At 69.6% G+C, this 25,736-nt stretch carries 24 protein-coding genes and 1 tRNA gene; 4 read left to right on the forward strand and 21 right to left on the reverse strand.

The features are described 5' to 3' along the window. Positions 1-2 precede the first annotated feature (2 nt). Both K3A85_RS11280 and K3A85_RS11285 read right to left on the reverse strand, forming a co-directional pair. Entirely contained in the window at positions 3-2,294 is a 2,292-nt protein-coding gene (locus K3A85_RS11280; protein ID WP_225206604.1) for a ribonuclease R family protein, read from the reverse strand. A gap of 52 nt (positions 2,295-2,346) precedes the next feature. Beyond that, positions 2,347-3,681: a M20/M25/M40 family metallo-hydrolase gene (locus tag K3A85_RS11285; protein WP_225206605.1), complete on the reverse strand. Its 1,335-nt coding sequence runs from the start codon at positions 3,679-3,681 to the stop codon at positions 2,347-2,349. Positions 3,682-3,812: 131 nt separating this feature from the next. Between K3A85_RS11285 and K3A85_RS11290 the strand changes: the two genes are divergently transcribed. Next, complete coding sequence (locus K3A85_RS11290; protein ID WP_225206606.1) at positions 3,813-5,852, forward strand: M3 family metallopeptidase; 2,040 nt, start codon at positions 3,813-3,815, stop codon at positions 5,850-5,852. 43 nt (positions 5,853-5,895) lie between these two features. Here K3A85_RS11290 and K3A85_RS11295 read toward each other — a convergent pair whose 3' ends face one another. The 7 genes from K3A85_RS11295 to radA all read right to left on the reverse strand — a co-directional run bounded on the left by K3A85_RS11295 (position 5,896) and on the right by radA (position 13,277). Continuing rightward, entirely contained in the window at positions 5,896-7,443 is a 1,548-nt protein-coding gene (locus K3A85_RS11295) for an aminoacyl--tRNA ligase-related protein (protein ID WP_225206607.1), read from the reverse strand. Positions 7,444-7,509: 66 nt separating this feature from the next. Beyond that, entirely contained in the window at positions 7,510-8,064 is a 555-nt protein-coding gene (gene phaR, locus K3A85_RS11300; RefSeq protein ID WP_225206608.1) for a polyhydroxyalkanoate synthesis repressor PhaR, read from the reverse strand. A 68-nt stretch (positions 8,065-8,132) separates the two neighbouring features. Beyond that, complete coding sequence (alr, locus tag K3A85_RS11305) at positions 8,133-9,224, reverse strand: alanine racemase (RefSeq protein ID WP_404822928.1); 1,092 nt, start codon at positions 9,222-9,224, stop codon at positions 8,133-8,135. Beyond that, positions 9,205-10,821 carry an MFS transporter gene (locus tag K3A85_RS11310; protein ID WP_225206610.1) on the reverse strand — a complete coding sequence of 539 codons (1,617 nt, stop codon included), beginning with the start codon at positions 10,819-10,821 and terminating at the stop codon, positions 9,205-9,207. The genes alr and K3A85_RS11310 overlap by 20 nt, the downstream gene beginning before the upstream one ends. A gap of 70 nt (positions 10,822-10,891) precedes the next feature. Continuing rightward, positions 10,892-11,314: an iron-sulfur cluster assembly scaffold protein gene (locus tag K3A85_RS11315; RefSeq protein WP_225206611.1), complete on the reverse strand. Its 423-nt coding sequence runs from the start codon at positions 11,312-11,314 to the stop codon at positions 10,892-10,894. Further along, positions 11,311-11,898 carry a CvpA family protein gene (locus K3A85_RS11320; RefSeq protein WP_225206612.1) on the reverse strand — a complete coding sequence of 196 codons (588 nt, stop codon included), beginning with the start codon at positions 11,896-11,898 and terminating at the stop codon, positions 11,311-11,313. The genes K3A85_RS11315 and K3A85_RS11320 overlap by 4 nt, the downstream gene beginning before the upstream one ends. A gap of 11 nt (positions 11,899-11,909) precedes the next feature. Next, complete coding sequence (gene radA, locus K3A85_RS11325) at positions 11,910-13,277, reverse strand: DNA repair protein RadA (protein ID WP_225206613.1); 1,368 nt, start codon at positions 13,275-13,277, stop codon at positions 11,910-11,912. 118 nt (positions 13,278-13,395) lie between these two features. On the opposite strand from radA, the gene K3A85_RS11330 reads away from it, so the two are divergent. Then, entirely contained in the window at positions 13,396-13,929 is a 534-nt protein-coding gene (locus K3A85_RS11330; RefSeq protein ID WP_225206614.1) for a hypothetical protein, read from the forward strand. A gap of 389 nt (positions 13,930-14,318) precedes the next feature. Here K3A85_RS11330 and K3A85_RS11335 read toward each other — a convergent pair. From K3A85_RS11335 to efp, 3 genes are all read right to left on the reverse strand, one after another. Next, positions 14,319-14,402: transfer RNA gene (locus K3A85_RS11335), tRNA-Leu, on the reverse strand. Positions 14,403-14,440: 38 nt separating this feature from the next. After that, entirely contained in the window at positions 14,441-15,262 is an 822-nt protein-coding gene (locus tag K3A85_RS11340) for an inositol monophosphatase family protein (protein WP_225206615.1), read from the reverse strand. A gap of 6 nt (positions 15,263-15,268) precedes the next feature. Beyond that, a complete protein-coding gene (gene efp / locus K3A85_RS11345; protein ID WP_225206616.1) occupies positions 15,269-15,832 on the reverse strand; it encodes an elongation factor P in 564 nt (187 codons plus the stop codon). 95 nt (positions 15,833-15,927) lie between these two features. Between efp and K3A85_RS11350 the strand changes: the two genes are divergently transcribed. After that, the gene (locus K3A85_RS11350) at positions 15,928-16,392 is read left to right on the forward strand and encodes a hypothetical protein (protein ID WP_225206617.1); all 465 of its coding nucleotides are present in this window, start codon (positions 15,928-15,930) and stop codon (positions 16,390-16,392) included. 20 nt (positions 16,393-16,412) lie between these two features. Here K3A85_RS11350 and K3A85_RS11355 read toward each other — a convergent pair whose 3' ends face one another. The 4 genes from K3A85_RS11355 to thiE all read right to left on the reverse strand — a co-directional run bounded on the left by K3A85_RS11355 (position 16,413) and on the right by thiE (position 20,920). Beyond that, the gene (locus K3A85_RS11355) at positions 16,413-18,371 is read right to left on the reverse strand and encodes an OPT family oligopeptide transporter (RefSeq protein WP_225206618.1); all 1,959 of its coding nucleotides are present in this window, start codon (positions 18,369-18,371) and stop codon (positions 16,413-16,415) included. Positions 18,372-18,417: 46 nt separating this feature from the next. Continuing rightward, entirely contained in the window at positions 18,418-19,080 is a 663-nt protein-coding gene (locus K3A85_RS11360) for a M23 family metallopeptidase (RefSeq protein ID WP_225206619.1), read from the reverse strand. Positions 19,081-19,093: 13 nt separating this feature from the next. After that, complete coding sequence (locus K3A85_RS11365; RefSeq protein WP_225206620.1) at positions 19,094-20,077, reverse strand: L,D-transpeptidase family protein; 984 nt, start codon at positions 20,075-20,077, stop codon at positions 19,094-19,096. A gap of 201 nt (positions 20,078-20,278) precedes the next feature. Beyond that, the gene (gene thiE, locus K3A85_RS11370; RefSeq protein WP_225206621.1) at positions 20,279-20,920 is read right to left on the reverse strand and encodes a thiamine phosphate synthase; all 642 of its coding nucleotides are present in this window, start codon (positions 20,918-20,920) and stop codon (positions 20,279-20,281) included. Between the two features lie 84 nt (positions 20,921-21,004). Between thiE and K3A85_RS11375 the strand changes: the two genes are divergently transcribed. Continuing rightward, positions 21,005-21,379, forward strand: a complete 375-nt coding sequence (locus K3A85_RS11375) for a hypothetical protein (protein ID WP_225206622.1) — start codon at positions 21,005-21,007, stop codon at positions 21,377-21,379. Between the two features lie 12 nt (positions 21,380-21,391). On the opposite strand, the gene K3A85_RS11380 is transcribed toward K3A85_RS11375, so the two are convergent. The 5 genes from K3A85_RS11380 to gap form a co-directional block, all read right to left on the reverse strand. Then, a complete protein-coding gene (locus K3A85_RS11380; RefSeq protein WP_225206623.1) occupies positions 21,392-21,862 on the reverse strand; it encodes a hypothetical protein in 471 nt (156 codons plus the stop codon). Positions 21,863-21,975: 113 nt separating this feature from the next. After that, positions 21,976-22,884, reverse strand: coding sequence for a fructose bisphosphate aldolase (locus tag K3A85_RS11385; RefSeq protein ID WP_225206624.1), 909 nt, complete (start codon positions 22,882-22,884; stop codon positions 21,976-21,978). Positions 22,885-23,062: 178 nt separating this feature from the next. Further along, the gene (locus tag K3A85_RS11390; protein ID WP_225206625.1) at positions 23,063-24,247 is read right to left on the reverse strand and encodes a phosphoglycerate kinase; all 1,185 of its coding nucleotides are present in this window, start codon (positions 24,245-24,247) and stop codon (positions 23,063-23,065) included. Continuing rightward, complete coding sequence (locus K3A85_RS11395) at positions 24,244-24,705, reverse strand: MOSC domain-containing protein (RefSeq protein ID WP_225206626.1); 462 nt, start codon at positions 24,703-24,705, stop codon at positions 24,244-24,246. Before K3A85_RS11395 ends, K3A85_RS11390 begins: the two co-directional genes overlap by 4 nt. A gap of 6 nt (positions 24,706-24,711) precedes the next feature. Next, the gene (gene gap, locus K3A85_RS11400; protein ID WP_225206627.1) at positions 24,712-25,719 is read right to left on the reverse strand and encodes a type I glyceraldehyde-3-phosphate dehydrogenase; all 1,008 of its coding nucleotides are present in this window, start codon (positions 25,717-25,719) and stop codon (positions 24,712-24,714) included. Positions 25,720-25,736 lie beyond the last annotated feature (17 nt).

Below are 25,736 nucleotides of genomic sequence, written 5' to 3' on the forward strand. Positions count from 1 at the left end.
TTCTAGCGCCGCTTGCCCTGGTGGCGGATGTTGCCGGGCCGGCCGCGCTTGCCCGCCATGTAGTTGCCCTGCTTCTTCGGCCTGGCCTCCATCCGGCCGCCGCGCCGTTCGATCCGGCGCACGCCTTCCTCCACGTCCACCGGCTCGAACTTCAGCGCGCCGGTAAGCGGGTTCGCCTCGGCGAGCCGCAGCTTGAGCATCATGCCGATGGCGAACTGCTCGCCGCTCTGCTCGCCGACCAGCCGCTGCGCTTTCTCGTCGTAGGCGAAGCGCTCGGCGCCCAAGGTCGAGATCGGCACCAGCCCGTCCCCGCCCAGCCCCACGATCGTCGCGAACAGGCCGAACTTCTGCACGCCGGTGATGCGCGTGTCGAACACCTCGCCCACCCGCGCCGAAAGCCAGGCGGCAACATAGCGGTCGATCGTCTCGCGCTCGGCTTCCATCGCCCGCCGCTCGGCCACGCTGATCGCCTCCGACACGCGGGTCAGGTCGGCGCGGTCGCGGTCGGCGAGGCCCGAGGTCGGCGGCACGTCGGCCTGCGGGCGCGGCTGTTCGAGGCCATAGGCATCGACCAGCGCGCGATGGACCAGAAGGTCGGAATAGCGCCGGATCGGCGAGGTGAAGTGCGCATAGGAGCCGAGCGACAGCCCGAAGTGCCCGGCATTGCGCGGGCCGTAATAGGCCTGGGTCTGGCTGCGCAGCACCGCCTCCATCACCAGCGCCTTTTCCGCCTCGTCGGTCACGTCCTTGAGCATGCGGTTGAACAGCGACGGCGTGATCACCTGTCCCAGCGCCAGCTTGCGCCCGAACGTCGCGAGATAGTCCTTGAGCGCGACGAGCTTTTCGCGGCTCGGCGGTTCGTGGATGCGATAGACCACCGGGGCGACCTTGGCTTCGAGCGCCTTGGCCGCGGCGACGTTGGCCGCGATCATGAAGTCCTCGACCACGCGGTGCGCATCGAGCCGCTCGCGCACCGCGACTTCGGCGATGCGGCCCTGCTCGTCGAGCACGACCCGCCGCTCGGGCAGCTCGAGCGCCAGCGGATCGCGGGCATCGCGCGCCTTTTCGAGCAGGCGCCAGGCCTCCCACAGGTGGACGAGGTGCGGCGCGGCCTCGCCCGCATCGATCCGCCGCTGCGCTTCCTCGTAGGCGATGACCTCGGCGATGTTGACCAGCGCGCGGGTGAAGCGCCAGTCGGTGATCCGCCCCTGCGCGTCGATCGTCATGTGACACGCCATCGCCGCGCGGGTCTGCCCCGACTTGAGCGAGCAGACGTCGGCCGACAGCACCTCGGGCAGCATCGGCACGACCCGGTCGGGGAAATAGACCGAATTGCCGCGCTTGCGGGCGTCACGGTCGAGCTGCCCGCCCGGCCGGACGTAGAACGAGACGTCGGCGATGGCGACGACCGCGCGGTAGCCGCCGGCGCCATCGGGCTCGGCCCAGATCGCGTCGTCGTGGTCGCGCGCATCGGCGGGGTCGATCGCGACGATCGGCAGCGCGCGCAGGTCCTCGCGCTTGTCCTCGCTCAACGGCAAGCGCGCGGCGCGCTCGGCTTCGGCCACCGCCTCGGGCGCGAAGCTGAACGGAATGCCGTGCTTGTGGATCGCGATCAGGCTGAAGGCGCGCGGCGCCAGCGGATCGCCGAGCACGGCGGTCACCTTCATGCCCGCGCGCGGCGACTTGCCGGCAGGTTCGGCCAGGACCAGCTGCCCCGCCTCGGCGCCGCCGAGGTCCGAGACCGGCACCGAATTGCGAACGCGCTTGTCGACCGGCGCGAGCCAGCCCTTGCCCGTTCCGTCGAGCTCGATCACGCCGAGCAGCTGCTCCTCGCGCAGCGCCAGCTTCTTCATCGGATGCGCCACCCACCCGCTGCCCGCCTCCTCGGTCCGCGCCAGCACGCGGTCGCCGGGCTTGAGCGCGGCTTCGCGGGTCCGCGCCCGCCCCCTGGGCTCGACGATGCGCAGCCGCGGCGGCGGGCTCGCATCGTCCGGCTGCCAGGTGTCGGGCACGGCGTAGACATCGCCCTCGTCGATCTCGACGATGCGCAGCACCGTCACCTTGGGCACCCCGCCCATCGCATGGAACGCGCTGCGGTTGCCGTCGATCAGCCCTTCCTCGGCCATGTCCTTGAGCAGGGCCTTGAGTGCGATCTTCTCGGCCCCCTTCACGCCGAACGCCTTGGCAATCTCGCGCTTGCCCGCAGGCTCGGCGCTCTGCGCGATGAAGTCGAGCACCTGCTGGCGCGTCGGGAGCCCCTGCGGCTGCTTGGGGGGGAGCTTGGATCTGACCATCGCCCCAATGTGGCCCTTCACCGCAGGCGTGGCAACCGCCGAAGCCCGGAAATCAACCGCCGATCGGACCGAACCCGCCGCCCGGCACCGCCGACGAAACCGGGCCTTCGGCGCCCCCCGCGGCCTTCGCGCTGACGCCGAAGAACCAGTCGTCGCCGCGCACGTGCTCGAGCCGCAGCGTGGTGGCGGTCACCCCTTCCGCCACCTTCTCGGTCCAGCCGGGCGCATCGGTGCGGCGACGCCACACGGTGTAGGACACGGCGCCCGGCACGGCCGTCCATTCGAGGTCGGTCCACGTCGAAACCGCAGCCTTTGCGGTCACCACCGGCGGCATCGGCGCCGAAGCCAGCGCCGCGAGGCCCCGCACGTTCAGCCGCGTGACCTTGGCGAGGTAGGGGAAGTCCATCTCGTCGATCGTGTCGCCGAACTTCACGCCGCCTTCGCTGCGCAGGTCCTGGTGCTGATGCTCGTAGTCCTCGATCGCCACCGAGAAGCGCACCGCGGGATAGCCCTTGTCCGAGAACGGCAGCTGGTCCCCGCCCCGCCCCATCCGGTCGGCGCGCCAGATCTGGCGCACGGCGAGGCCGCCCGGGTCCTGCGCCGCAAGGCTCTCGAGCCAGCGCGCGATGTTGCGCGAAGGGCTGTCGTTCTCGCCCCCGAAGCGCCGCATCTGCGCGCGCAAGGGCTCGGTCGAATCCGCGCGCAGCCCTTCGGACAGCACGCGCACGTGAGCATCGTCCTTCACGCCGTCGCTGCCGGTCGAGCCGCCGACGATGTCGTTGTTGAACACCGCCTTCACCGTCCAGCCCTGCGCCTTGGCGTAGTCGGCCAGCAGCTTGCCGCCATAGAGCCCCTGCTCTTCGCCCGAGAGCACGGCATAGACGATCGTCGCCGGATACTTGCGCTGCGACAGCACCCGCGCCGCTTCCAGCACCAGCGCGGTGCCCGAACCGTCGTCGTTGGCGCCCGGCGCATCGACCGTGGCGTTCATCACGTCGGAGCCGCGGCTGTCGATGTGGCCCTGCACGATGACCACCTCGTTCGGGCGTTCGGTCCCGCGCTGGATCGCCACGACATCGACCAACCGGGTCGGCACGGGCACCCGCTCGCCCGAGATCGTCGTTTCGGGCAGCGCGATCTCGAGGCAGTTGCCGCAGGCCTTGGCGGTCTTGCGCAGTTCGGCCTCGGCCCAGCGCCGCGCGGCGCCGATCCCGCGCCGGGGGTCGGTCTGGCTCGACAGCGTGTGGCGCGTGCCGAATGCGACGAGCCGCTCGATGTCCGCGCGCAGCCGCGCCTCGGACACGCCTTGCGCCGGGTCGGAGACGGTTTGCGCCGAAACCGGCAGGGCGAGCGAGAGCGCGATGATCGGGAAAAGAATGCGTTGCATCGCCGCAGTTTAGCCCGCCGATCCGGCCGGACAAGGTTTGTTTCGAAACCATCATCGCCCGATTGCGCGCTTCCTTGCGCGTGCCTATCCTCGGCCATCCGCGGATTTTCCGACAGGGGAGAGAATTTCCGATGCGCCAGACGCTTTCCGCCATGCTGCTTGCCGGCAGCATGCTCGCCGCTCCGGCCTGCGCCGCGACGCTCACGCCGTCGGCGGCCGATGCGTTTCTCGGCGATGTCGTCGGCAATCCCGGCGATGCCGCCACGATCAACGGGCTGTGCGACCGGGCGCTCGGCGAAGTGGCGAAGCGGCAGTCCGCGCTGGAGGCCGAGACCGGCCCGGCCGGCATCGAAACCACGCTGCGCGCCTACGACGATCTTACCGAGATCATCTTCAGCATGCTCGGCCAGATGTCGCTCTACCGCGAAGTCATGGCCGATGCGGCGCGGCGCGATGCGGCGGCGGCCTGCGAAGTGAAGCTCAACGGCGCGGCGACGCGGCTCAGCCTGTCGCGGCCGATCTACGACCGCCTGAAGGCGATCGATGCGGGCAAAGCCGATGCCGCCACCCGGCTGCTGCTGACCCGCACCCTCGGTGGGTTCGAGCGCAGCGGCGTCGCCTTGCCGCCGGCGGAGCGCGCCCGTGCGCAGGCGCTGGCCGACAGGATCTCGCAGGCGGGCTCGGCCTTCGAGCAGACCATCGCGGCATCGCGCAAGACCGTGAGCGCCGACCCCGCCGAACTTGAAGGCCTTCCCGCCGATTTCATCGCCGCGCACAAGCCCGGGGCCGATGGCAAGGTGACGATCGGCACCGAATATACCGACTACGGCCCGGTGATGACCTATGCTCGCAGCGAAGCGCTGCGCCGGCGGCTGTCCGAAGCCTACCTGACGCGCGGCTATCCCGCCAACGACGCCAACTTGCGCACCCTGATCGACCTGCGGCAGGAACTGGCGACGCTGCTCGGGCGCAAGGACCACGCAACGCTGGTGCTCGAGGACAAGATGCTCGGCTCGCCCGACAAGGTTGTCGGCCTGCTGGAAGACCTCGCCTCGGCGGCGCGGCCGGCGGCGGAACGCGACTATGCGCGCAAGCTCGCGGTCCTGCAGGCCGAGAAGCCGGGCGCGACCGCGTTCCAGCCCTGGGACAACAGCTACCTCACCAACATCGTGCAAAAGCGCGATTTCGCCTACGACACGCAGGAAGCTCGCAAGTACTTCGCCTACGACAACGTGCGCGACGGCATCCTGCGGCTGACCGAGGATCTGTTCGGCGTGAAGATCACGCCGTGGCAGACCGCGACCTGGGATCCCAAGGTGGAAACCTACGAGATCCACGAGGCGAGCGGCCCCGAAGCCGGCAAGCTGCTCGGCCGGTTCTATTTCGACAGCCACCCGCGCGACGGCAAGTACAGCCACGCCAACATGATCCCGTTGCGCGGCGGCATCGCCGGCCGGGTCGTGCCGGTCGGCGCGCTGGTGATGAACCTGCCGGCCGGTGGCCACGCGACCGGGCTGATGGAGCACAACGACGTCGAAACCTTCCTCCACGAATTCGGCCATATGCTCCATCACATCTTCGGCGGGCAGAGCGCGCGCTGGATGGGCCTTTCCGGCGTCTCGACCGAGTGGGATTTCGTCGAGGCGCCCTCGCAGATGCTCGAGGAGTGGGTCTACGACTACGACACGCTGGCGCGCTTCGCGGTTGATGCGCAGGGCAACACCATCCCGCGCCCGCTGGTCGAGAAGATGAACAAGGCGCGCTACTTCAACCTCGGCATGGCCGACATGCGCCAGTTCGGCCTGTCGAACATCTCGCTGCGGCTGCACCAGGGCCAGGCGCCGGCGGACCTCGGCGCGCGCACGCGCGAACTCGATGCCGCCTACAACCTGCTGCCGCTGCCCCCCTTCGCGCAATTCCAGGACAGCTTCGACCACCTCAACGGCTACTCGGCGATCTACTACACCTACCAGTGGTCGAAGGTGATCGCCGACGACATGTTCACCGCCTTCGCCAGGAACGGGCTGCGCGACAAGGCGACGGCGCAGCGCTATCGCAACCTCGTCCTCGCCCCGGGCGGGGCCAAGCCCGCGGCGGAGCTGGTGGCCGATTTCCTCGGCCGCCCGATCAGCGTCGATGCCTACAAGGCGGAAATGGCCAAGGACCAGTGATCCGGGCGGCGCGGCGGCCATCGCGCCGCCGCGCCGCGCGTCATCAGTAGGCGCGCGCCACCAGGATGCGCTCGACCGCAGGCTCGCCGGTGAACGGGCAGGTGCCCTCGGCGGGCGCGGCATCGAGCGGGGTGTTGCGGATGGTGAGCTTGAGCGCCTTCAGCTGCTCGACCACCTTGTCGAGCGCGGCGCCGGTCGGGCGCGACCACTGGATCTCGACCCAGCCGGGGAACTTTCGATCCTCGGCGAAATAGGCGGCAAGGCCGGCAAGGTCGCTCACGCCCCGCTCGATCTGCGCATCGCGACGCGCGCGGGCTTCGGCGTAGAGCGAGCGCTCGATGTCCTCGAGTTCGGCCGACGCCATCGCCACGAATTCGCCCTGCGCCATGCCCACGAAGTTGGCCTTGGCCGCCTCGTTCCACAGGCGGTCGCGGCGCAGCACCGAAACCTGTCCGCCCTCGGCATCGCGCCCGCCGATCTCGAGGATCAACGGCACGCCCTTCTTGACCCAGGCCCAGCGCTTCTGCGTCGCCTTGCCCGGCCGCTTGTCGAGCAGCACGCGCACGCGCTCGCCGAAAGCGGAGAGCTTCGCCAGTTCCGCGCGCAGCGCCTCGCAATAGGCGAGCAGCGCGTCGTCGCCGTCGTTGTCGCGCAGCATCGGCAGGATCACGATCTGCTGCGGCGCCACCTGCGGCGGGGTGCGCAGGCCGTCGTCATCGCCATGGGTCATGATCACGCCGCCGATCATCCGGGTGGAGACGCCCCAGCTGGTGGTGTGGCACAGCGTCTGCTGGCCTTCCTTATCCTGGTAGCGGATTCCCGCCGCCTCGGCGAAGCCGGTGCCAAGGTAGTGCGAGGTGCCCGCCTGCAGCGCCTTGCCGTCCTGCATCATCGCCTCGATCGAATAGGTCGCGACCGCGCCGGGGAACCGCTCGTTCTCGGGCTTGGGACCCGCGATCACCGGCAGCGCCAGCGGACCTTCGGCAAAGGCGCGATACATCTCGAGCGCGCGCAGCGTCTCGGCCATGGCGTCGGCCTCGTCGGCGTGCGCGGTATGGCCTTCCTGCCAGAGGAACTCGCTGGTGCGCAGGAACATGCGCGTGCGCATTTCCCAGCGCACCACGTTGGCCCACTGGTTGGTCAGCAGCGGCAGGTCGCGCCACGATTGCACCCAGCGCGCCATCGCCGCGCCGATCACCGTTTCCGAGGTCGGGCGGACGACCAGCGGCTCTTCCAGCTTCGCTTCGGGGTCGGGCACCAGCCCGCCCTTGGGATCGGCGATCAGGCGATGGTGGGTGACGACCGCCATCTCCTTGGCGAAGCCTTCGACGTGGTCAGCTTCCTTGGCGAAGTAGGACAGCGGGATGAACAGCGGGAAGTAGCAGTTCTCGACGCCGGCCGCCTTGATCTGCTCGTCCATCAGCTTCTGGATGCGCTCCCAGATGCCATAGCCCCACGGCTTGATCACCATGCAGCCGCGCACGCCCGATTCCTCGGCGAGCTCGGCCTCGGCGATCACCGCCTGGTACCACTGGGCGAAATCTTCCTCGCGGGTGACGGGAAGCGCGTGCTTGATCGTAGGCTTGTTCATGGCGCGGGGGTTAGTGCCCTGCGCGGATTCGGGCAATCCCGGAACCCGAACCCTCCACCTGCAGATTCACTTCACCAGCTGGTCGAGCTTCTTCTGCATGTCGGCCATCTGCTTGCGCAGCGCGTCGAGCTCGTCGGCATCGCCGGCGGGCTTGGCTTCCTCGCGCGCGCCGGCGGCGCCGGGCACGAAGGCGGCGGCGGCGGCCTTGAACATCTCCATGTTGCGCTGGGCGATCTGCGCAAGCGGGTTGGCGCCGATCGATTCCTCGATCGCCTTGCGCAGCTTGACCTGGTTCTCGCGGAAGTGCTCCATCGAGGCCTCGAGGTAGCCGGGCAGCAGCGCCTGCATCGAATTGCCGTACATCGAGATCAGCTGGCGCAGGAAGTTGGTGGGCAGCATCTGCTCGCCGGTCGATTCCTCCTCCATGATGATCTGGGTGAGGATCGTGTGCGTCAGGTCGGCGCCGGTCTTGGCGTCGATCACCTGGAAATCAACGTTGTCCTTGACCATCTGGGCGAGGTGATCGAGCGTGATGTAGCTCGACGTGCTGGTATTGTAGAGCCTGCGGTTGGCGTACTTCTTGATGATGACCGCTTCGCCGTTCTTCGCCTGCTGTGCCATGTTCTGTGCGCCCCCGCTGGGTCCTTTGCTGCTAATTAGCAGATGCGGTATGTGCGGCGCAATAAAAGTTAGCGAATAGCGTTAAAATCTGCGGAACGGGAAAACCGGCGGCCGAGCAGGGTCAGCAGCTCGTATTGCGACAGCCCGCTTGCCGCGCTCGCCGCGGGAAGCGCATAGTCGATCGCCACCCAGTCGCCTTCGCCGCACTCGGGCGCGGCCGAGAGATCGACGATGACGAGATCCATCGAGACCCGTCCGAGCACGGGCAAGATCTTGTCCCGAAAAGAAAATGCTCCGATGTTCGACCAGCAGCGGAGATAACCGTCGGCATATCCGGTGGCGAGGATTCCGGCGCGGATCGGACGGTCGGCGACGAAGGTCGCGTTGTACCCGACGCGGTCGCCCGGCTGCAGCGCGCGGACCTGCACCACCGCCGCTTCGGGATACGCGGTTTGCCCTATCGTGCCTGCGAAATCGCGCCGCGGAATCCCGCCGTAGAGCGCGATCCCCGGCCGCGTCAGGTCGGCATGGTAATCGGCGCCGAGCGCGATCCCGGCGCTGTTGGCAAGGCTGTAGCGACGTCCCGGGAGTGCGCTGCGCACTTGCGCGAAACGCGCCAGTTGCTGCGCGTTCTGCGCAGTATCCTCGTCGGCGCTGGCAAGGTGGCTCAGCACCAGGTCGATGTCGATCCGCGCCAGCAGCGGATGGCCGAGATCGGCCATCGCCAGCCCCAGCCGGTTCATGCCGGTGTCGACCATCACGTGGCACGCCCCGCCACCCGCCTCGTGCCAGCGCGCCACCTGCTCGAGCGAGTTGAGCACCGGGCGCACGCCCGTCCGCAGCGCGAAGGCCACGTCGGCGGCATTGAGCGGCCCGTGCAGCACCGCGACCTGCCCGGCCGGCACGTGGGCGATCACGTCGGGGACTTCGCTCCAGTGCGCCACGAACCAGTCGCGACACCCCGCCGCCGCGAGCGTCGGGACCACCCGCGCGGCGCCGAGCCCATAGGCATCGGCCTTGACCGCAGCGCCCGTGGCCGCGGCGCCCGACATCCGGGCGAGCGCGCGCCAGTTCTCGGCCAGCGCTGCCGCATCGAGCCGCAGCCGCAGCGCCGCGGGCGGCGGCGGAACGAGAGCAGGATCAGGCAGCGTCGTCACCATAGTCCCGCGGCGCACCGCCCTTGAGCCCCCAGGCCGCGACGACGAGCGCGACCAGCACGACGATCCATGTGTACCACAGCCCGGCATAGGGATTGCCGGTCTTGGCCACGATCAGCGTCGAGATGAACGGCAGGAAGCCGCCGAAATAGCCGGTGCCGATGTGATAGGGGATCGACATCGAGCTGTAGCGGATGCGCGGCGGGAACATCTCGGCCAGCAGCGCGGCGACCGGGCCGTAGGTCGCGCCCGACAGCGCCATCACCAGCACCAGCCCGAGCACGACCAGCGCCGCGCGGGCGAAGTCGGGCCGAACCTTGGTGAAATCATAGCCCGCCGCGCCGAGCTTGGCCTGAAGCTGCGCGGCGCGCGCCTTCTTGTCGTCCCAGGCATAGTCGTCGAGCACCAGCGCCCTGTCGCCCGCCTTGAGCGAGAGCGCGCCGCCGCTGGCGAGCGCATAGGGCACGCCCGATCCGGTAAGGTCCGCCAGCAGCTTGCCGCAGGGCGTCGCCTGCTCGCTGGCGAAGGCGCTGTAGCTGCAATCGGGGCCGGAGACGACCACCGGCTCCGCCCTGGCGCTTGCGGCGAGCCCGGGGTTGGCGGCGTTGCCGATCATCCAGAACACCGGGAACAGCAGCGCCAGCGTCGCGACATAGCCGAGCACGATCGGCAGCTTGCGCCCGACCTTGTCCGAAAGATGGCCGAACAGCAGGTTGAAGGGCATCCCGATCACGCAGGCGACGCCGACGAGGATCTCGGCCATGGTGTCGTCGACCCGCACCGCCGACTTGAGGAACGAGAGGCCCGAGAACATCGCGGTGTACCAGATCACCGTCAGGCCCGCGGCGACGCCGAACAGCGCGATGAACAGCCGGCGCTTGTTGCCGGGATAGGTTAGGCTCTCGACGAAGGGGTTGCCGGCCAGCTCGCCCTCCTCCTTCATCGCCTTGAACACCGGGCTTTCGGACAGCTTGAGCCGCATCCACAGCGAGACCGCCAGCAGCGCGAGGCTGAGCACGAAGGGCACGCGCCAGCCCCAGCTCGCCCAGGTCTGCTCGCTCATCAGCGCCTTGCAGCTCAGCACGACGACGAGGCTGAGGACGAAGCCGCCCATCACGCTCGCCTGGATGAAGCTGGTGTAGAAGCCGCGGCGCGCAGGGTCGGAATGTTCCGCGACATAGACCGCCGCGCCGCCGTATTCGCCGCCCAGGGCAAGGCCCTGCAGGATCCGCAGCACGATCACCAGCACCGGCGCCGCCATGCCGATCGTCGCCGCCGAGGGGATCAGCCCGACGCCTGCGGTGGCGATGCCCATCAGCAGCACGGTGACGAGGAAGGTGTACTTGCGCCCCAGGCGGTCGCCGAGGAAGCCGAACAGCACCGCGCCCAACGGGCGGAAGCCGAAGCCGACCGCGAAGACCAGCCAGAACAGCAGCATTTCCAGCGTCGCGTTGCCGGTCGGGAAGAACGCCTTCGACAGGATCGAACCGAGCGTGCCGTAGATGAAGAAGTCGTACCATTCGAACACGGTTCCCGCGCTCGAAGCGGCGATGACCAGCCGGATGTCGCTGGCGCTCGGCGCGCTTGGCTGTTCGCTCATTCTCGTCCTGTCTCCCCGTTTCCGCGGCTGCTCTAGCGAAGCCGCGCCGGTCGCGAAAGCCTCGCGAAGATCAGGGCAGCGCCGCGAGCGCGGCGTCCCAAGGAAGAAGGATCGCGCCGTGGCGGGCGGGATAGGCGCGCGCAGGTTCCAGCAGCGCGATGCCCGGCCAGCCGGGCAGCGGCGCTTCGCCTGCAAGCCAGGCCGCGATCGCGGCGCGGGCGGCGGCGATCTCGGCCCGGTCGCGGCCGCGGGTGGCCGTCGCGAAGACATGGGCCGCCGCCTGCCCCACCGCGCAGGCGTGGGGCCTCAGCCCGAGCCGGGCGACCCGCCCCGCGGCGTCGGTGGCAAGGCCGAGCCGGATCGTGCTCCCGCACGAGCGCGAGCGTGCCTCGCCCTCGAGCGGCAGGTCCTCGTCCCAGGGAAAGGCGGCAAGGCCAGTCGCGGCGGCGAGGATCGCGGGGGTGTAGAGCGGCTGCGCCAAGGCTGCGCTCAATCGGCGGCGTGGCGCTTGCGGCGCGGCCTGTCGGGCGCAGCGCCGCCCGCATCGCCCGACGCATCGCCCGACGGATCGGCCGCCTCCGCCGCCGCTTCGCGCCGCTCGGCGATCAGCGTCATCAGCTCCTCGCTGGCGGCGTTGAGCACGGGATAGGTCCGGCCGAGCGAGATCCAGTCCGGGCGCCCCGACACGCCCCAGACGACGTCGTAGCCGAAGACCAGGACCGAGAAGCCGAGCACGACGACGACGAACGCCTTGAGCGCGCCGAAGCCGAAGCCGAGCAGGCGGTCGATCGGACCGAGCGTCGAGCCGCGGCTCGCCTGGCCCATGCGGCGGGCGATGAACCGGGTGGCGAAGACCGGCCCGACCATCAGCAGCGCGAAGGCGAGGATGCCGGCGCCGGTCTCGGTCGACAGGTGCGGCTCGAGCCAGAGAGTCAGCGGCGCGTGCAGGTAGCGCACCGCGACGACGGCGGCGCCCCAGGCGAGGAGGCTCAGCACCTCCTCGACGAAACCGCGGAAGAAGCCGCCGATCGCGCCGATCGCGACGACGAGGAGCACGACATAATCGAAGCCGGTCATTGCCCTGCCTGCTACGAGCCGGCCATGATCCGGTCAACGAGATTTGGCAGGAGCTTGAGCGCGCCGTAGCTCAGATGGGATACTTTCTCGGCCGGGCTGTCGGGCCCGTAGGCGCGGGTGAAGCCGAGCTTGGCCGCTTCCTTGAGCCGGATGCCGCCATGCGCCACCGGGCGCACCTCGCCGGCGAGCGAGACTTCGCCGAACCAGGCGCAGCCCGACGGCAGCGGACGATCGGACAGCGCCGAGACCAGCGCCGCCGCCACCGCGAGATCGGCCGCCGGGTCGGTCAGGCGGTAGCCGCCGGCGACGTTGAGGTAGACCTCGGCCGAGGAGAACGAGAGGCCGCAGCGCGATTCGAGCACCGCCAGCAGCATGGCGAGCCGGCCCGAATCCCAGCCGACCACCGCCCGGCGCGGCGTGGCGCCGCTCGCAAGGCGGACGGTCAGCGCCTGGATCTCGACCAGCACCGGCCGGGTGCCTTCGAGCGCGGGGAACACCGCGCTGCCGGCGACCGGCTGTTCGCGGCCCGAGAGGAACAGCATCGAGGGATTGGCGACTTCCTCGAGCCCCGCCCCGGCCATGGCGAAGACGCCGATCTCGTCCACCGGGCCGAAGCGGTTCTTGAGCGCGCGCAGGATGCGGTACTGGTGGCTGCGCTCGCCCTCGAAGCTCATCACCACGTCGACCATGTGCTCGAGCACGCGGGGGCCGGCGATGGCGCCGTCCTTGGTGACGTGGCCGACGAGGACCATCGCGACGCCGTTCTCCTTGGCGTAGCGGATCAGTTCGAAGGCGCAGCCGCGCACCTGGCTGACGGTGCCGGGCGCGCCCTCGATCTGGTCGGAATGCATCGTCTGGATCGAATCGATCACCAGCAGCGCGGGCGGGTCCATCGTCCCGAGCGTGGTCAGGATGTCGCGCACCGAGGTGGCCGAGGCGAGCCGGATCGGCGCCTTGCCGAGCCCGAGCCGGTCGGCGCGCAGGCGGACCTGGTCGGAGGCTTCCTCGCCGCTGATGTAGACCGACAGGCCCCCGGCATTGGCGATGCTGGCCGAGGCCTGGAGCAGCAGGGTCGACTTGCCGATGCCGGGGTCGCCGCCCATCAGGATGGCCGAGCCCGGCACCAGCCCGCCGCCCAGCGCGCGGTCGAATTCGGCAAGACCGGTGCGGCGCCGCTGCGGCAGTTCGACCGGCGCGTCGAGCGAGACGAAGCGCACCGCGCGCCCGCCGCTCGACAAGTCGTGCCGCGCCGAGAACACCGTTTCGGGCGCTTCTTCGACGAGCGTGTTCCATTCCGCGCAATCGGGGCATTGCCCCTGCCAGCGGTTCGACACGCTGCCGCAGGCCTGGCAGACAAATCGGCGTTTCGGTTTGGCCATGCCGCTCCACCTAATGCGAACATAATGCGAACGCAAGCGCCCGTTGCCGCCACATTGGCGATCTACGGAGCGTGTGGCGAACGGCTCGTTAAGGCATTGCGTTCATCACGAGCGCGCCATGCCCCAGACCGCTCCGCTGCTCGGCATCGAGCCGAAGATGTATCGCCACTTCGCCGCGATCACGCTGGTCCTGTCGAGCGCCGTGGCGATCTTCACCAATGGCGCCGCCACCCCCGACGCCGCTTCCGCGCCCCCTGCCCCGGCCGGCCCCGCGCCCGAGGCCGCACCGGGCGCCGCGCCCCGCGCCGCGGGCGTGGTGACGACGAGCCGCAACGGCACGCTGATCGATGCGCGCCACGGCCCGCCGCCCGGCTCGGCGACGATGGACATCGGCCCCGACCCGGTCGACACCATCGACACCTCGCTAACGCCGGTCGCGCCTGCGGCCCCGGCGGGCCAGCAGATCGCTATCGAGATCGACCCGCGCGAGCTGGCGCGGATGACCCCGGCGCAGCGCGACGCCGCGCTGAGGCAGCTGGCCGAGGAACGCAGGCGGCGCGAGGCGGCCGGACCCTATCGTCCTTCGCCGATGGAGCTGCACGCCCTGCGCGCCGCATCGGCCATCCGCTCGGGCTCGGACGGGGCGGACTGAGCGACCCCGCCCCCACCCGCAGGCCCGATTCGCGCTTCGAAAACGCGCGAAAGGTTGACGGGGTTTACACAGTCCAGGGAAACAATCGCGAGCCCCCGCCGCCCACCCGGCGACACGCGAAATCCCGATTGGCTTCAACGGCTTGAAAGAACGGTTGGCGGTGCCTTACGCCATTTCGCGCGTGTAGGACAGGCCTGCCCTGCAACTTGCATATGCAAGGTCGCCGCAACGTGGAGAGCGCCGCCTTGCGGAGGGGCGCAGGACGGCCCCGCAACAGGCGCGAACAATGGGATCGGAAAGGGGGGATCGGAAAGGGCAGATCAGGCAGGCGGGATAAGGCAGGCCGGATCAGGCAGGCCGGACCAAACAGGCCGGGCCGGACAGGAAGGTGGTGCCCCTGGCCAGACTCGAACTGGCACGGATCTCTCCAACCGATTTTGAGTCGGTCGCGTCTACCATTCCACCACAGGGGCACGCAGCGCCGACGGCTTAGCCGCCGGCGCGCAAAGGTTCAACCGGCCTTGATCGCGCCGGCCAGCAGCTTGTGCAGCCGCGAATGGAGCGCATCGTTGCCGGCGAGCACGGTCTCGTCGCAGATCGGCAGCGAGCGGCCGCGGAAGTCGGACACGAAGCCGCCCGCCTCGCGCACCAGCAGGCAGCCGGCGGCGGTGTCGTAGGGCTGCAGCGCCGATTCCCAGAACCCGTCGAAGCGCCCCGCCGCCACCCAGGCGAGATCGAGCGAGGCCGCGCCGAAGCGACGGATCCCGGCGACGCGCGGCCCCAGTTCCTGGTAGATGCGGATCCATTCGCCCATGTCGCCGCGATTGGCGAAGGGAATGCCGGTGCCGATCACCGCTTCATCGAGGTTGCGGCGCGCCGAGACGCGCAGGCGACGGTCCTGCAACCAGGCGCCGCGGCTCTTTTCGGCCCAGAAGCTTTCGTCGGTGACCGGCTGGTAGACGATCCCGGCGGTGACTTCGCCCCAGCCCGAGCCATCGAGCTTGGGCTCCTGCACCGCGATCGAGATCGCGAAGTGCGGGATGCCGTGGAGGAAATTGGTGGTGCCGTCGAGTGGATCGACGATGAAGCGCGGCTTGTTGGGATCGCCGGCCAGCTCGCCCGCCTCCTCCATCAGGAAGCCCCATTCGGGGCGCGCCGCGCGCAGTTCGTCCCAGATCGTCCGCTCGGCCGCCTGATCCGCCTTCGAAACGAAGTCGGACGGCCCCTTGCGGCTGACCTGGAGGTGTTCGACTTCGCCGAAATCCCGACGGAGACGCTGCCCGGCCTTGCGGGCAGCCTTCTCCATCACGCGCATCAGGCCGGACATCGCCATGGCGGATCAGCCCGCCTTGCCGACGTAGGTGCGCTCGTACACGTCGACGACGATGCGCGTGCCGCTTTCGATGTGCGGCGGCACCATCACGCGAACGCCGTTGTCGAGGATCGCGGGCTTGTAGCTCGACGAAGCGGTCTGGCCCTTCACCACCGCGTCGGCCTCGACGATGGTGGCTTCCACCTGTTCGGGCAACTGCACCGAGATCGGGCGCTCGTCGTACATTTCGAGCACGGCGGTCATGCCGTCCTGGAGGAAGGCGTCGGCGCCGCCGAGGAGGTCCTTGGGCAGGGTGATCTGGTCGTAGGTCTCGACGTCCATGAACACGAGGTCGTCGCCCTCGGCATAGAGGAACTGGAAGTCCTTGGTGTCGAGCCGCACGCGCTCGACGGTGTCGGCGCTGCGGAAGCGGACGTTGGTCTTGCGGCCGTCGATCAGGTTCTTCATTTCGACCTGCATGAACGCGCCGCCCTTGCCGGGCTGGGTGTGCTGGGTCTTGGCGACCTTCCAGATGCCGCCTTCGTATTCCAGGATGTTGCCCGGACGAATGTCCACGCCGCTGATCTTCATGATGGAAAGAACCCTGCCAGAGATGGGGAAGCGCGGCCCTTAGCGCCTAGCGGCGATTGCTTCAAGCACGCGCGTCGTGCTAGCGGACGGCGGTCATGAAGTCGCACGCCCTTGTCCTGTCGCTGGCCCTTGCCGCGACGCTGCTTCCGGCGGGCGCGGCCCGCGCGGTCCCGGGCGGCGAACTGCACACGCTGATCGTCGGCCACTGGGTCTGCGAGCGCCCCGGCGACGCGACCGCCCCGCCGGTGCGGCTGGCGGCCGACGATTTCTGGGCGGTCCAGGATTCGAGCTATCGCCTGAGCGACGGCGCGCGCGGCAGCTACCTGCTGCTCGCCGACCGGCTGGTGATGACCTCGGGCCCGTTCGAAGGGCGCGTCTATGCGCTCGAGAGCGCAGCGACGGTGCGCCCGCTGGGCGAGGACGGCGCTGCGCTTGCCGCGCGCTGCGTCAAATCGGGCACGCCTTCGGCCTACGTCGAGATGCCCGGCGACCCGGGCGCGCCGGCCACGGCGCCGGCCGACGCGGCAGCGCCGCGCAACCAGGCGACGAACCGGCGGTAAAGCGGCCTGGCCGAAGCGGCCTAGTAGTGGTCCGTGCGCACCGAATCGCGCTGCATCGTGGCGTAGGCGAAGGCGACGATCGTCCCGAACACGACGAGGCCGAGCGGCACCGCAACGCCGGTGTCGCCCGCGAACGACAGCGCCTCGGGATCGTCGGTGGCGGCGACCAGCGCGGCGAAGGCGATGTTGAACAGGCCGTCGCCGACGATCAGCCCGGTGGCGGCGAGCACGCCCATGCGCTCGGCGAATTCGCGGTCCTTCTGGCGCGCCGCCCAGCGGTTGTAGAGATGGCCGAGGACCGCGCCGAGAACCACCAGCGCGGTGACCTGCATCGGCAGGTACATGCCCATGCCGACCGCGAGCGGCGGCAGGCTGCCGCGGCCCGACTTGCGCAACAGCTCGTCCGCCACGATCGCCGCCGCGCCGATGCCTGCGCCGAGGCCGATCAGTCCCCAGTCGAGATTGCCGCCCAGCACCCCTTGCGCGATCGCCGAGATCAGCGCCGCCTGCGGCGCCGACAGCGCGCCGGGGCCCGCGCCGGGCATCCCTTCGAAGCCGAAGGTGGTGTTGAGCAGATCGAGGATCGGCGGGATCACCGAGGCCCCGAACACGACCCCGAGGATCAGCGCGACCTGCTGGCGCCACGGCGTCGCGCCGACCAGCTGGCCGGTCTTGAGATCCTGGAGGTTGTCGTTCGAGATCGTCGCCACGCCGAACACGATCGCGGTGACGAACAGCGCGAAGGCGACTAGCGCGCGGGTGTCGGCCGGGGAATGGCCGCGCCCGTAGAGCAGCAGGAGCAGCAGCGACACGCCCAGCACGGCAAGGATGCCGACCCCCGAGATCGGGCTGTTCGAGGCGCCGATCAGCCCCGCCATGTAGCCGCAGACCGCGGCGATGACGATCCCGGCGACGGCGACGTAGAGCACCGCGGCGGCGATGGTCGGGCCGAGCCGGTCCGCGATCGGCCCGCCGCCCGCGAAATCGGCGAGCAGCAGCGCGACCGGCACCATCAGCGCGAGGATCATGGCCCCGACGATCCCGATCGGGATGTCGCGCTCGGTCAGCGGCAGGCTCGCCATGCCGCCATCGGCGCGCGCGCGGCCGGCCGCGATCGAGGCGGCGATGCCCCTGACGATCGGGCCGATGACCCGCAGCAAGGTCCAGATCGCGGCGATGCCGATCGTGCCCGCGCCGATGAAGCGCACCTTCTGGCGGAACACCTGCGCGACGAAATCGGCAAGCTCGACCCCGCCGGGCGCCCCGCCGGCGGTATAGGCGGGCAGCAGCAGGCCGAAGCTGACGACGATGCCGACCAGCATGGCGACGCCGACCGCGAGCCCGACGAGATGCCCGACCGCGACCAGCGCGAGCGACAGCCCGCCGGCGAGCGAGGTCGCGCCCGAGCCCACCCGCAGCGTCAGCGAGGCTTCCTCGGCGACGAGGCCGGTCTTGGCGATGAGCGGGAAGCTCGCGCCGAGCGAGGCGCCGCGGGCGACCGCGGCGAGGCCCTTGCGGTTCTCCTCGACCCCGCCCACGCCGGCGCCGACCTTGAGCACTTCGGCGGCGGCGACGCCTTCGGGGTAGGGCAGATCGGAGCCGGTCACCAGCGCGCGGCGCAAGGGCACCGAATACATCACGCCGAGCGTCCCGCCGATCGCGATCAGGCACACCGACTGCCAGTAGGGAAAGCCGTTCCACCAGCCGACCATGACCAGCCCGGGCAGGACGAACACGATCGCCGACAGCGTGCCGGCCGAACTCGCGATCGTCTGGACGATGTTGTTTTCCTGGATCGTGGCGCCGGGCAGGAGCCGCAGCACCGCCATCGAGATCACCGCCGCCGGGATCGAGGTGGCGAAGGTCAATCCGATGCGCAAGCCCAGATAGACGTTGGCCGCGGTGAAGACGAGCGTCAGTGCCGCTCCGAGGGCCACGCCCCGGACCGTGAGTTCGCGGCTTGGTGACAGATCGGGCATTCGGGCGCGCTCCTCCTCGCGGCGGGTTCTGGCATGGACCGCTGCGTTAGGGAAGATTCTTGAGCAAATAGTAAGGGTCGACCGGATCACCTTCGTTCCAGGGGGCGCCGGCCCGCGTGCGCAGCACTTCGAAATGCAGGTGCGGCGCGGCCGGATCGGCGTTGCCGGTCGCGCCCACCGCGCCGATCACCTGCCCGGCGGCGACCGGCTGCCCTTCGGCCAGCGCAGGCGCATAGGCCGAAAGGTGCGCGTAGTAGGTCATCGTCGCGCCGTCGACGCTGCGGATGTAGATCGTGTTGCCCCCGTCCTTCGACAGGAACAGCTTGTCGATCCGCCCGGCGAGCGCGGCGCGCACCGGCGTGCCCACCGGCGCTGCGATGTCGATCGCATGGTGCGCGCGCGTGCCGTCGCCGCGCGGCGCTTCGTAGGTATCGACGAGCTGCCCCGGCGCGACGCCCGCGACGGGCATGACGAGGCGCGGCAGCGGCGCGGCGGGCCGCTCGACGGCGGGGGACGGGGCAGCAGAGGACGGGGCGGCAGAAGAGGGGGCGGCGGGGGACAGGACGGCGGGCGCCGACAGCCGGACCGGGCCGGGCGCATCGCGGTGGGCGATCCACAGGGCGCCGACCACCACCCACGCCGCCGATGTCACCGCCGCGGTGGACAAGACCAGCCGCGCCTTTTCGCGCCAGCCCTGCCCGCTGCTCAAGGCCGCGCCCGGGTCATGCCACGAACTCCACCCGGGTCGCGGTGGTGACCATCTGGGCGAGGCGCGCGGCATCCCAGTTGGTCAGGCGGACGCAACCGTGGCTCTCGCTGCGGCCGATCGTCTCGGGCTCGGGGGTGCCGTGGATGCCGTAGTGCGGCTTCGACAGGTCGATCCAGACCACGCCGACCGGCCCGTTGGGGCCCGGCGGCAGCAGGACCTTGGGCTTCTTGTCGGAGACGTCCCAGAACAGCTCGGGATTGTAGTGGAACTCGGGATTGTGATCGATCCCGTTGATCTTCCACTTGCCGAGCGGCAGCGGATCGTGGCTCGAGCCGGTGGTGACGGTGAACACGGCGAGCAGCTTGCCGTCGGCGCCATAGCCCCTGAGCGTGCCCGCGCCGCGGCTGACCACCACGCGATCGAGCGCCGGCTGGTCTGTCCCGACGCCGAGCGCGACCAGCGTGCGCAGCCAGTCCTCGTCCTGGTCGCCGAGCGCGGAAATCGCATCGGCGCCGACATTGGGCACGCGGATCTTCTGCCCCGAGGCAAAGGGCGCGGCAGCGCCGCCGGCCGGCGCGGGGTTGAGCGCGTGGAGCACCGCGGCGGTGGTGTGGAAGCGTTCGGCCAGCTTCTCGTCGAGCGAGGCGTAGCCCAGCACCGGCAGCCGCGCCTGTGCCTCGGGATCGGGCGGCAGCGGCGCGAAGGGGCCGGCGGCGAAGTCCGCGGGGATCGTCACCAGCCGGGTGGCCGCGATCTGCGACCAGCGCGCCAGCACCGACTGCGAGGGATCGTCGAGCTCGCCGGTGACCGGCAGCCCGTTCGCCTCCTGGAAGCCGCGCAGCGCATTGCGCGTCGACAGGCCCAGTTCGCCATCGACGATGCCCGGCGCGAAGCCGAGCCGCTCGAGAATGACCTGCGCCTTCATCACTGTGCGCGGCACGTCATCGGCCATCGCCGGATCGGGCGGCTGGCCCGGACCGGGATCGCTCGAGGCCATGCTGTCGGCGGTGATGGCGGGGCGCCTGGCGGCGGCTTCGGAGGAGGTCGGACTATCGCTTGTGCCCGGGCCGATTTGCGAACCATTCGAGTTGCAGGCGCCCGCTGCGAGGGCGAGGCAGGTACTCAAGAACAAGCGATGCATTGGTGATCCCGGTGACGTGTCGACCGGAAACTCATAACAATACAACAGGTTCCCGGCTCACTCCGAGGCGGAAAGGATCGCCTTGGCAAGCCCGCGGACCCGCTCGGCGGGATCGCCGCCCCACACCGCCTGGCTTACCGCGAGGAAGTCGGCGCCGGCCTGCACCAGCCCTGCGCAATTGTCCGCAGTGATCCCTCCGATGGCGACGCAGGGCAGCTCGAACAGCGTCGACCACCAGGTGAGCAGCTCGGGCTCGGGCCGGTGCTTGGTCTCCTTGGTGCTGCTGGGGAAGAAGGCGCCGAACGCGACGTAGTCGGCCCCCGCCTCGCCCGCTTCCATCGCGAGGTGGCGGCTGTCGTGGCAGGTGACGCCGATCTGCGCCTCGCGCCCGAGCCGCTGGCGCGCTTCGGCGACGGTGCCGTCGTCCTGGCCGAGATGGACGCCGTCGGCGCCGAGACGCTTGGCGAGCGCGATCGAATCGTTGACGATGAACGCCACCTCGCGATCGGCGCAGATCCGCTGCAGCGGTTCGGCCAGCCGCGCCGCCGCGTGCTCGTCGAGGCCCTTGACCCGGAACTGGAACGCCGCGACCGGCGCTGCGGGATCGGAGGCATCGAGCGCCCGGGCGAGCTGGTCGGCAAAGGCGCCCGAGACATCGAGCGGCGAGATCAGGTAGATCGAGCAGGTGGGTGTGGCCATGGGTCGAGCGCCCTACCCTTCCCGCAGCCCCCGCGCAATCGGCCGTTCCGGAACCGTTCAGCGCATCGTGCCATTGTCGCGGGCATGAAGACGCTGCTGCCCCTGCTCGCCACCCTCCCGCTCGCCGCCTGCGCGACGATTCCCGCCGATGTCCGGGCGGACGGATTTGCCCGGCTGAACGAAGCGACCCGGGCGGGACCGGTCACCGTCCGTCCGCTGGCAGTGATCGAGGACAGCCGCTGCCCGATGAACGCGCGCTGCATCCAGGCCGGGCGCGTGGTCGTCTCGGCGGTGGTCACCGAGGATGGCCGCCCGCAGGAGCGCAAGCTGGTGCTGGGCGAGGAGTCGCTGCTGGCCAGCGGCAGCATCATGCTCGACACGGTCGAGCCCGCGACCCGCACCGACACGCCGATCCGCGCGCAGGACTATCGCTTTCACTTCGGCTGGACGGATCGCTGAGGCAGCAGCGCCTCAGCCCGAAACGGCAATTCCGCGTTGCGCCATGGCGGCATCGAAGGGTGCCGGGTCGTCGAGGCGTATGGCGAGGCGGCGGCGCTTGCCCGCGATCGCCCCTTCGGCGACTTCGATGATGCGGTTGGGATGGGCAACGGGCACCAGCTTGCGCACATCCGGCGCGCCAAGCGTGCCCGCGGGCCAATCGCGCCGGATGCCGGCGATCTGGTCCAGCCGCAGCTCGACCTTGCGCAGCGAGCCCATGTGCAGGACCAGCACGTCGCCCTCCAGCCGATGCGGCAGTCGCGCGAAAGAGCGGATCCAGCCGACCAGCCAGACCAGCGACACGAAGGTCAGGATCGTCAGCGGCCAGGCGAGCACGGGCCACTTGAGCGAAACGACCAGGTGCACGGCGAGCATTTCGAGAACCGCGAGGCCGAACAGCGCCCAGACCATTGGCGCGACGCTGCGATGATAGGAAAAGGTCATGGCGGCATCCCGTGGCAGAAACGGAGACGCCCCGCCCCCGGTTGTGCGGGGTGCGGGGCGGCCTTTCTCCATCCTCAGGCAACTTGTGGAAGGGGGCCTTGCCCCTTCCCGCATCAGGCCGCGACGGCGGCGGTCTTCTGCGTCGAACCGGTGTAGATTTCGTCGATCGCCGCGCCGAGCGCGGCGTCGAATTCAGCATCGCTCATCTGGAAGCGCAGGTCTTCGAGCAGCGCGCGGCTGAAGCTGGCGATGATGCCCGTGTTCTTCGCCAGCTCGACGCAGGCCTCGGGGCGCTTGTAGCCACCCGACAGCGCGACGACGCGCAGCACCTTGGGGTGCGAGACGAGCGGATCGAACGTGCCCGGCACGATCGGCAGCGACAGCTTGAGCATGACCTGCTGGCCTTCGGGCAGTTCATCGAGGGCCTTGAGAATCTCGGCGAGCAGGATCTTGTCGCAGTCGGCGCGGGTCTCGCTCTTGATGTTCACTTCGGGTTCGATGATCGGCATCATCCCGTGCGAAAGCACCTGGCGGCCGACTTCGAACTGCTGCCGGACCACCGCGGCGATGCCTTCGGCATTGGCCGAGTTGATCACCGAACGCTCCTTGGTGCCATAGACGCCGAGCGCCTTCGAGCGTTCGAGCAGCGCATCGAGCGTGGGCATCGGCTTCATCAGCTGGACGCCGTTCGCTTCGTCTTCCAGGCCCTTGTCGATCTTGATGAAGGGCACGACGCCCTTCTCGATCAGCGCGGCAGGCACGCCCTTGCCATCGACGGTGCCGTCCATGGTGCGTTCGAACAGGATCGCGCCGATGACCTTGTCGCCGGTGAAGGCGGGCGACTTGATGATCCGGCTGCGCATGGCGTGGATCAGGCCGAACATTTCCTCTTCGCTCGACCACGCATCGGCGGCGACGCCGTATCCGGCGAGCGCCTTGGGCGTCGAACCGCCGCTCTGGTCGAGCGCCGCGATGAATCCGTTACCCGCGGCCATCTTCTCGGTCATTTCGGCGTAGTTCATGGCGGTTCCCGTGCTGTGGAAGTGAAGTCGGACCGAAGGTCCGGTGGCGCCGGTGCGCACCTGGGCCGGACCTGCCCGAGCAGGTCCCGAAGCGCCCACGTGCATACCTATGCGCAAACGCTCCATAAACAGGCGCGGGTTGCAGTGCAACAACGCGCCTGTCGGATGGATCGATTTTTTAGCCGAGCGCGGCGACGCCCGGCAGTTCCTTGCCTTCCATCCATTCGAGGAAGGCGCCGCCGGCGGTCGAGATGTACGAGAAATCCGCTGCGACGCCCGCGTGGTTCAATGCGGCGACGGTATCGCCCCCGCCCGCGACCGAGATCAGCGAGCCTTCCTTGGTCAGCGCGGCGGCGGTGCGCGCGAGCGCGACCGTGGCGGCGTCGAACGGTTCGATCTCGAAGGCGCCGAGCGGGCCGTTCCAGACCAGCGTGCGGCAGGTCTTGAGCACGTCGCCGAGCGCTTCGACGGCCTGCCGGCCGACGTCGAGGATCATCTCGTCGGCGGCGACCTCGTGGACGTTGCAGGTGCGCAACGAGGCCGGGTTGGCGGCGAATTCCTTCGACACGACAACGTCGTAGGGCAGGTGCACGGTGCACCCGGCCTTGTCGGCATTGTCGAGGATCTCCTCGGCGGTGGCCTTGAGGTCGTGCTCGCACAGCGACTTGCCGACATCGACCCCGCGCGCGGCGAGGAAGGTGTTGGCCATGCCGCCGCCGATGATCAGGTGATCGACCTTGCTGACGAGGTGCTTGAGCACATCGAGCTTGGTCGAGACCTTGGCGCCGCCGACGACCGCGGCCACCGGGCGCTCGGGCGCGCCGAGCGCCTTTTCGAGCGCCTTGAGCTCGGCCTCCATGGCGCGACCGGCATAGGCGGGGAGCGCGCGGGCCAGCCCCTCGGTCGACGCGTGCGCGCGGTGCGCGGCGGAGAAGGCGTCATTGACGTAGAGATCGCCGAGGCCGGCGAAGCGCGCGATCACGGCGGGATCGTTCTTTTCCTCGCCGCCGAAGAAGCGGGTGTTTTCCAGCACCGCGATGCTGCCGGGCGCGAGCGCCGCGACCGCGGCCTTGTCGCCCTCCCAGTCGATGTAGGCGACCGGGCGGCCGAGCACGTGGGCGAGCGGATCGGCGAGCTTCCTCAGCGAGAACTCCTCGGACGGCTGGCCCTTGGGGCGGCCGAAATGGGCGAGGACGAGCACCTTGGCGCCCTTGTCGGCCAGCTCGTTGAGCGTCGCGACGGTGGCGCGCAGGCGGGTGTCGTCGGTCACCCGGCCATCGGCCATCGGCACGTTGAGGTCTTCGCGGACCAGCACGGCCTTGCCCTGCACATCGCCGATATCGTCCAGCGTCTTGAAGCTCATGTCTCGATCCTCACTTCGTCGCCGATGGCGATGGCGCCATCGCTGATGACCTTGCCGCACACGCCGCCGCGCCAATCGGGCAGCAGCGCGGCTTTCAGGCCGGGGGCAATTTCGTCCATGCGGCTGCACGGGTCGCATTCACAGGTGATGCGGATGCGCAAAGTCTCGCCGATGCGGATGATCGCGCCGGGTTGGCGTGGCAGGCGCAGGCCGGAAACCAGCAGGTTAGCGCGGCGCACATGCCAGGGCAGGTCGATCTTGAGATCGGCGAGCGCGGCGGCCCAGCTTTCCGCCTCCATGACGGTGATCTGTCGTTTTCCGGTCTTGCCGGGGCGGAGGGCGCCACGCAGATCGCCGTGGACGCCCTCGCCTTCGGTCACCTGGACGCGGGACAGCGTCTCGATGGGACCGCGCGGCCGATCGTGCCGCGCTATGCCCTGGAGATGTCCCGCGTCCATCGCGGCTTAGAGGAACTTCGCCATCGCGCCCGCGGTATCGAGCATGCGGTTCGAGAAGCCCCATTCGTTGTCGTACCACGACAGCACGCGCACTAGCTTACCTTCGAGCACGGCGGTCTCGAGGCTGTCGATGGTCGACGAGTGCGGATCGTGGTTGAAGTCGATCGAGACCAGCGGCTCCTCGGTGTAGCCGAGCACGCCCTTGAGCGCGCCTTCGGCGGCGGCCTTGAGCAGGCCGTTGACTTCCTCGACGCTGGTGTCGCGCTTGGGCGTGAAGGTCAGGTCGACGACCGAGACGTTCGGGGTCGGCACGCGGATCGACGAACCGTCGAGTTTGCCCTTGAGGTCGGGCAGCACTTCACCCACCGCGACGGCGGCGCCGGTGCTGGTCGGGATCATGTTCATCGCCGCGGCGCGGGCGCGGCGCGGGTCCTTGTGGATCTGGTCGAGGATCTTCTGGTCGTTGGTGTACGAGTGGATCGTGGTCATCAGGCCGCGCTCGATGCCGATCGCTTCGTGCAGGACCTTGGCGAGCGGGGCGAGGCAGTTGGTGGTGCACGAGGCGTTCGAGACGATCAGGTGGTCGCCGGTCAGCTTGTCGTGGTTGACGCCGTAGACGACGGTGAGGTCGACGCCCTTGGCCGGCGCCGAGATCAGCACGCGCTTGGCGCCCGCGTCGAGGTGCTTCTGGCCGCCGGCGCGGTCGGTGAAGAAGCCGGTGCATTCAAGCGCGATGTCGATGCCGTTGGCGGCGTGCGGCAGGTTGGCCGGATCCTTCTCGGCCGTCACCTGGATGCGCTTGCCATCGACGATCAGGTCGTTGCCGTCGACCGAGACGTCGCCGGCGAAGGCGCCGTGGACGCTGTCGCGCTTGAACAGCAGGGCGTTGGCCTTGGCGTCGGCGAGGTCGTTGATCGAGACCAGCTCGAGCCCGGCTTCCGGGCGTTCGAGGATGGCGCGCGCGACGTTGCGCCCGATACGTCCGAAACCGTTGATCGCAACCTTGATCGCCATGTCAAAAACTCCCTTTA

Origin of the sequence: Novosphingobium huizhouense (assembly GCF_020179475.1) — a bacterium.
GTDB lineage: Bacteria > Pseudomonadota > Alphaproteobacteria > Sphingomonadales > Sphingomonadaceae > Novosphingobium > Novosphingobium huizhouense.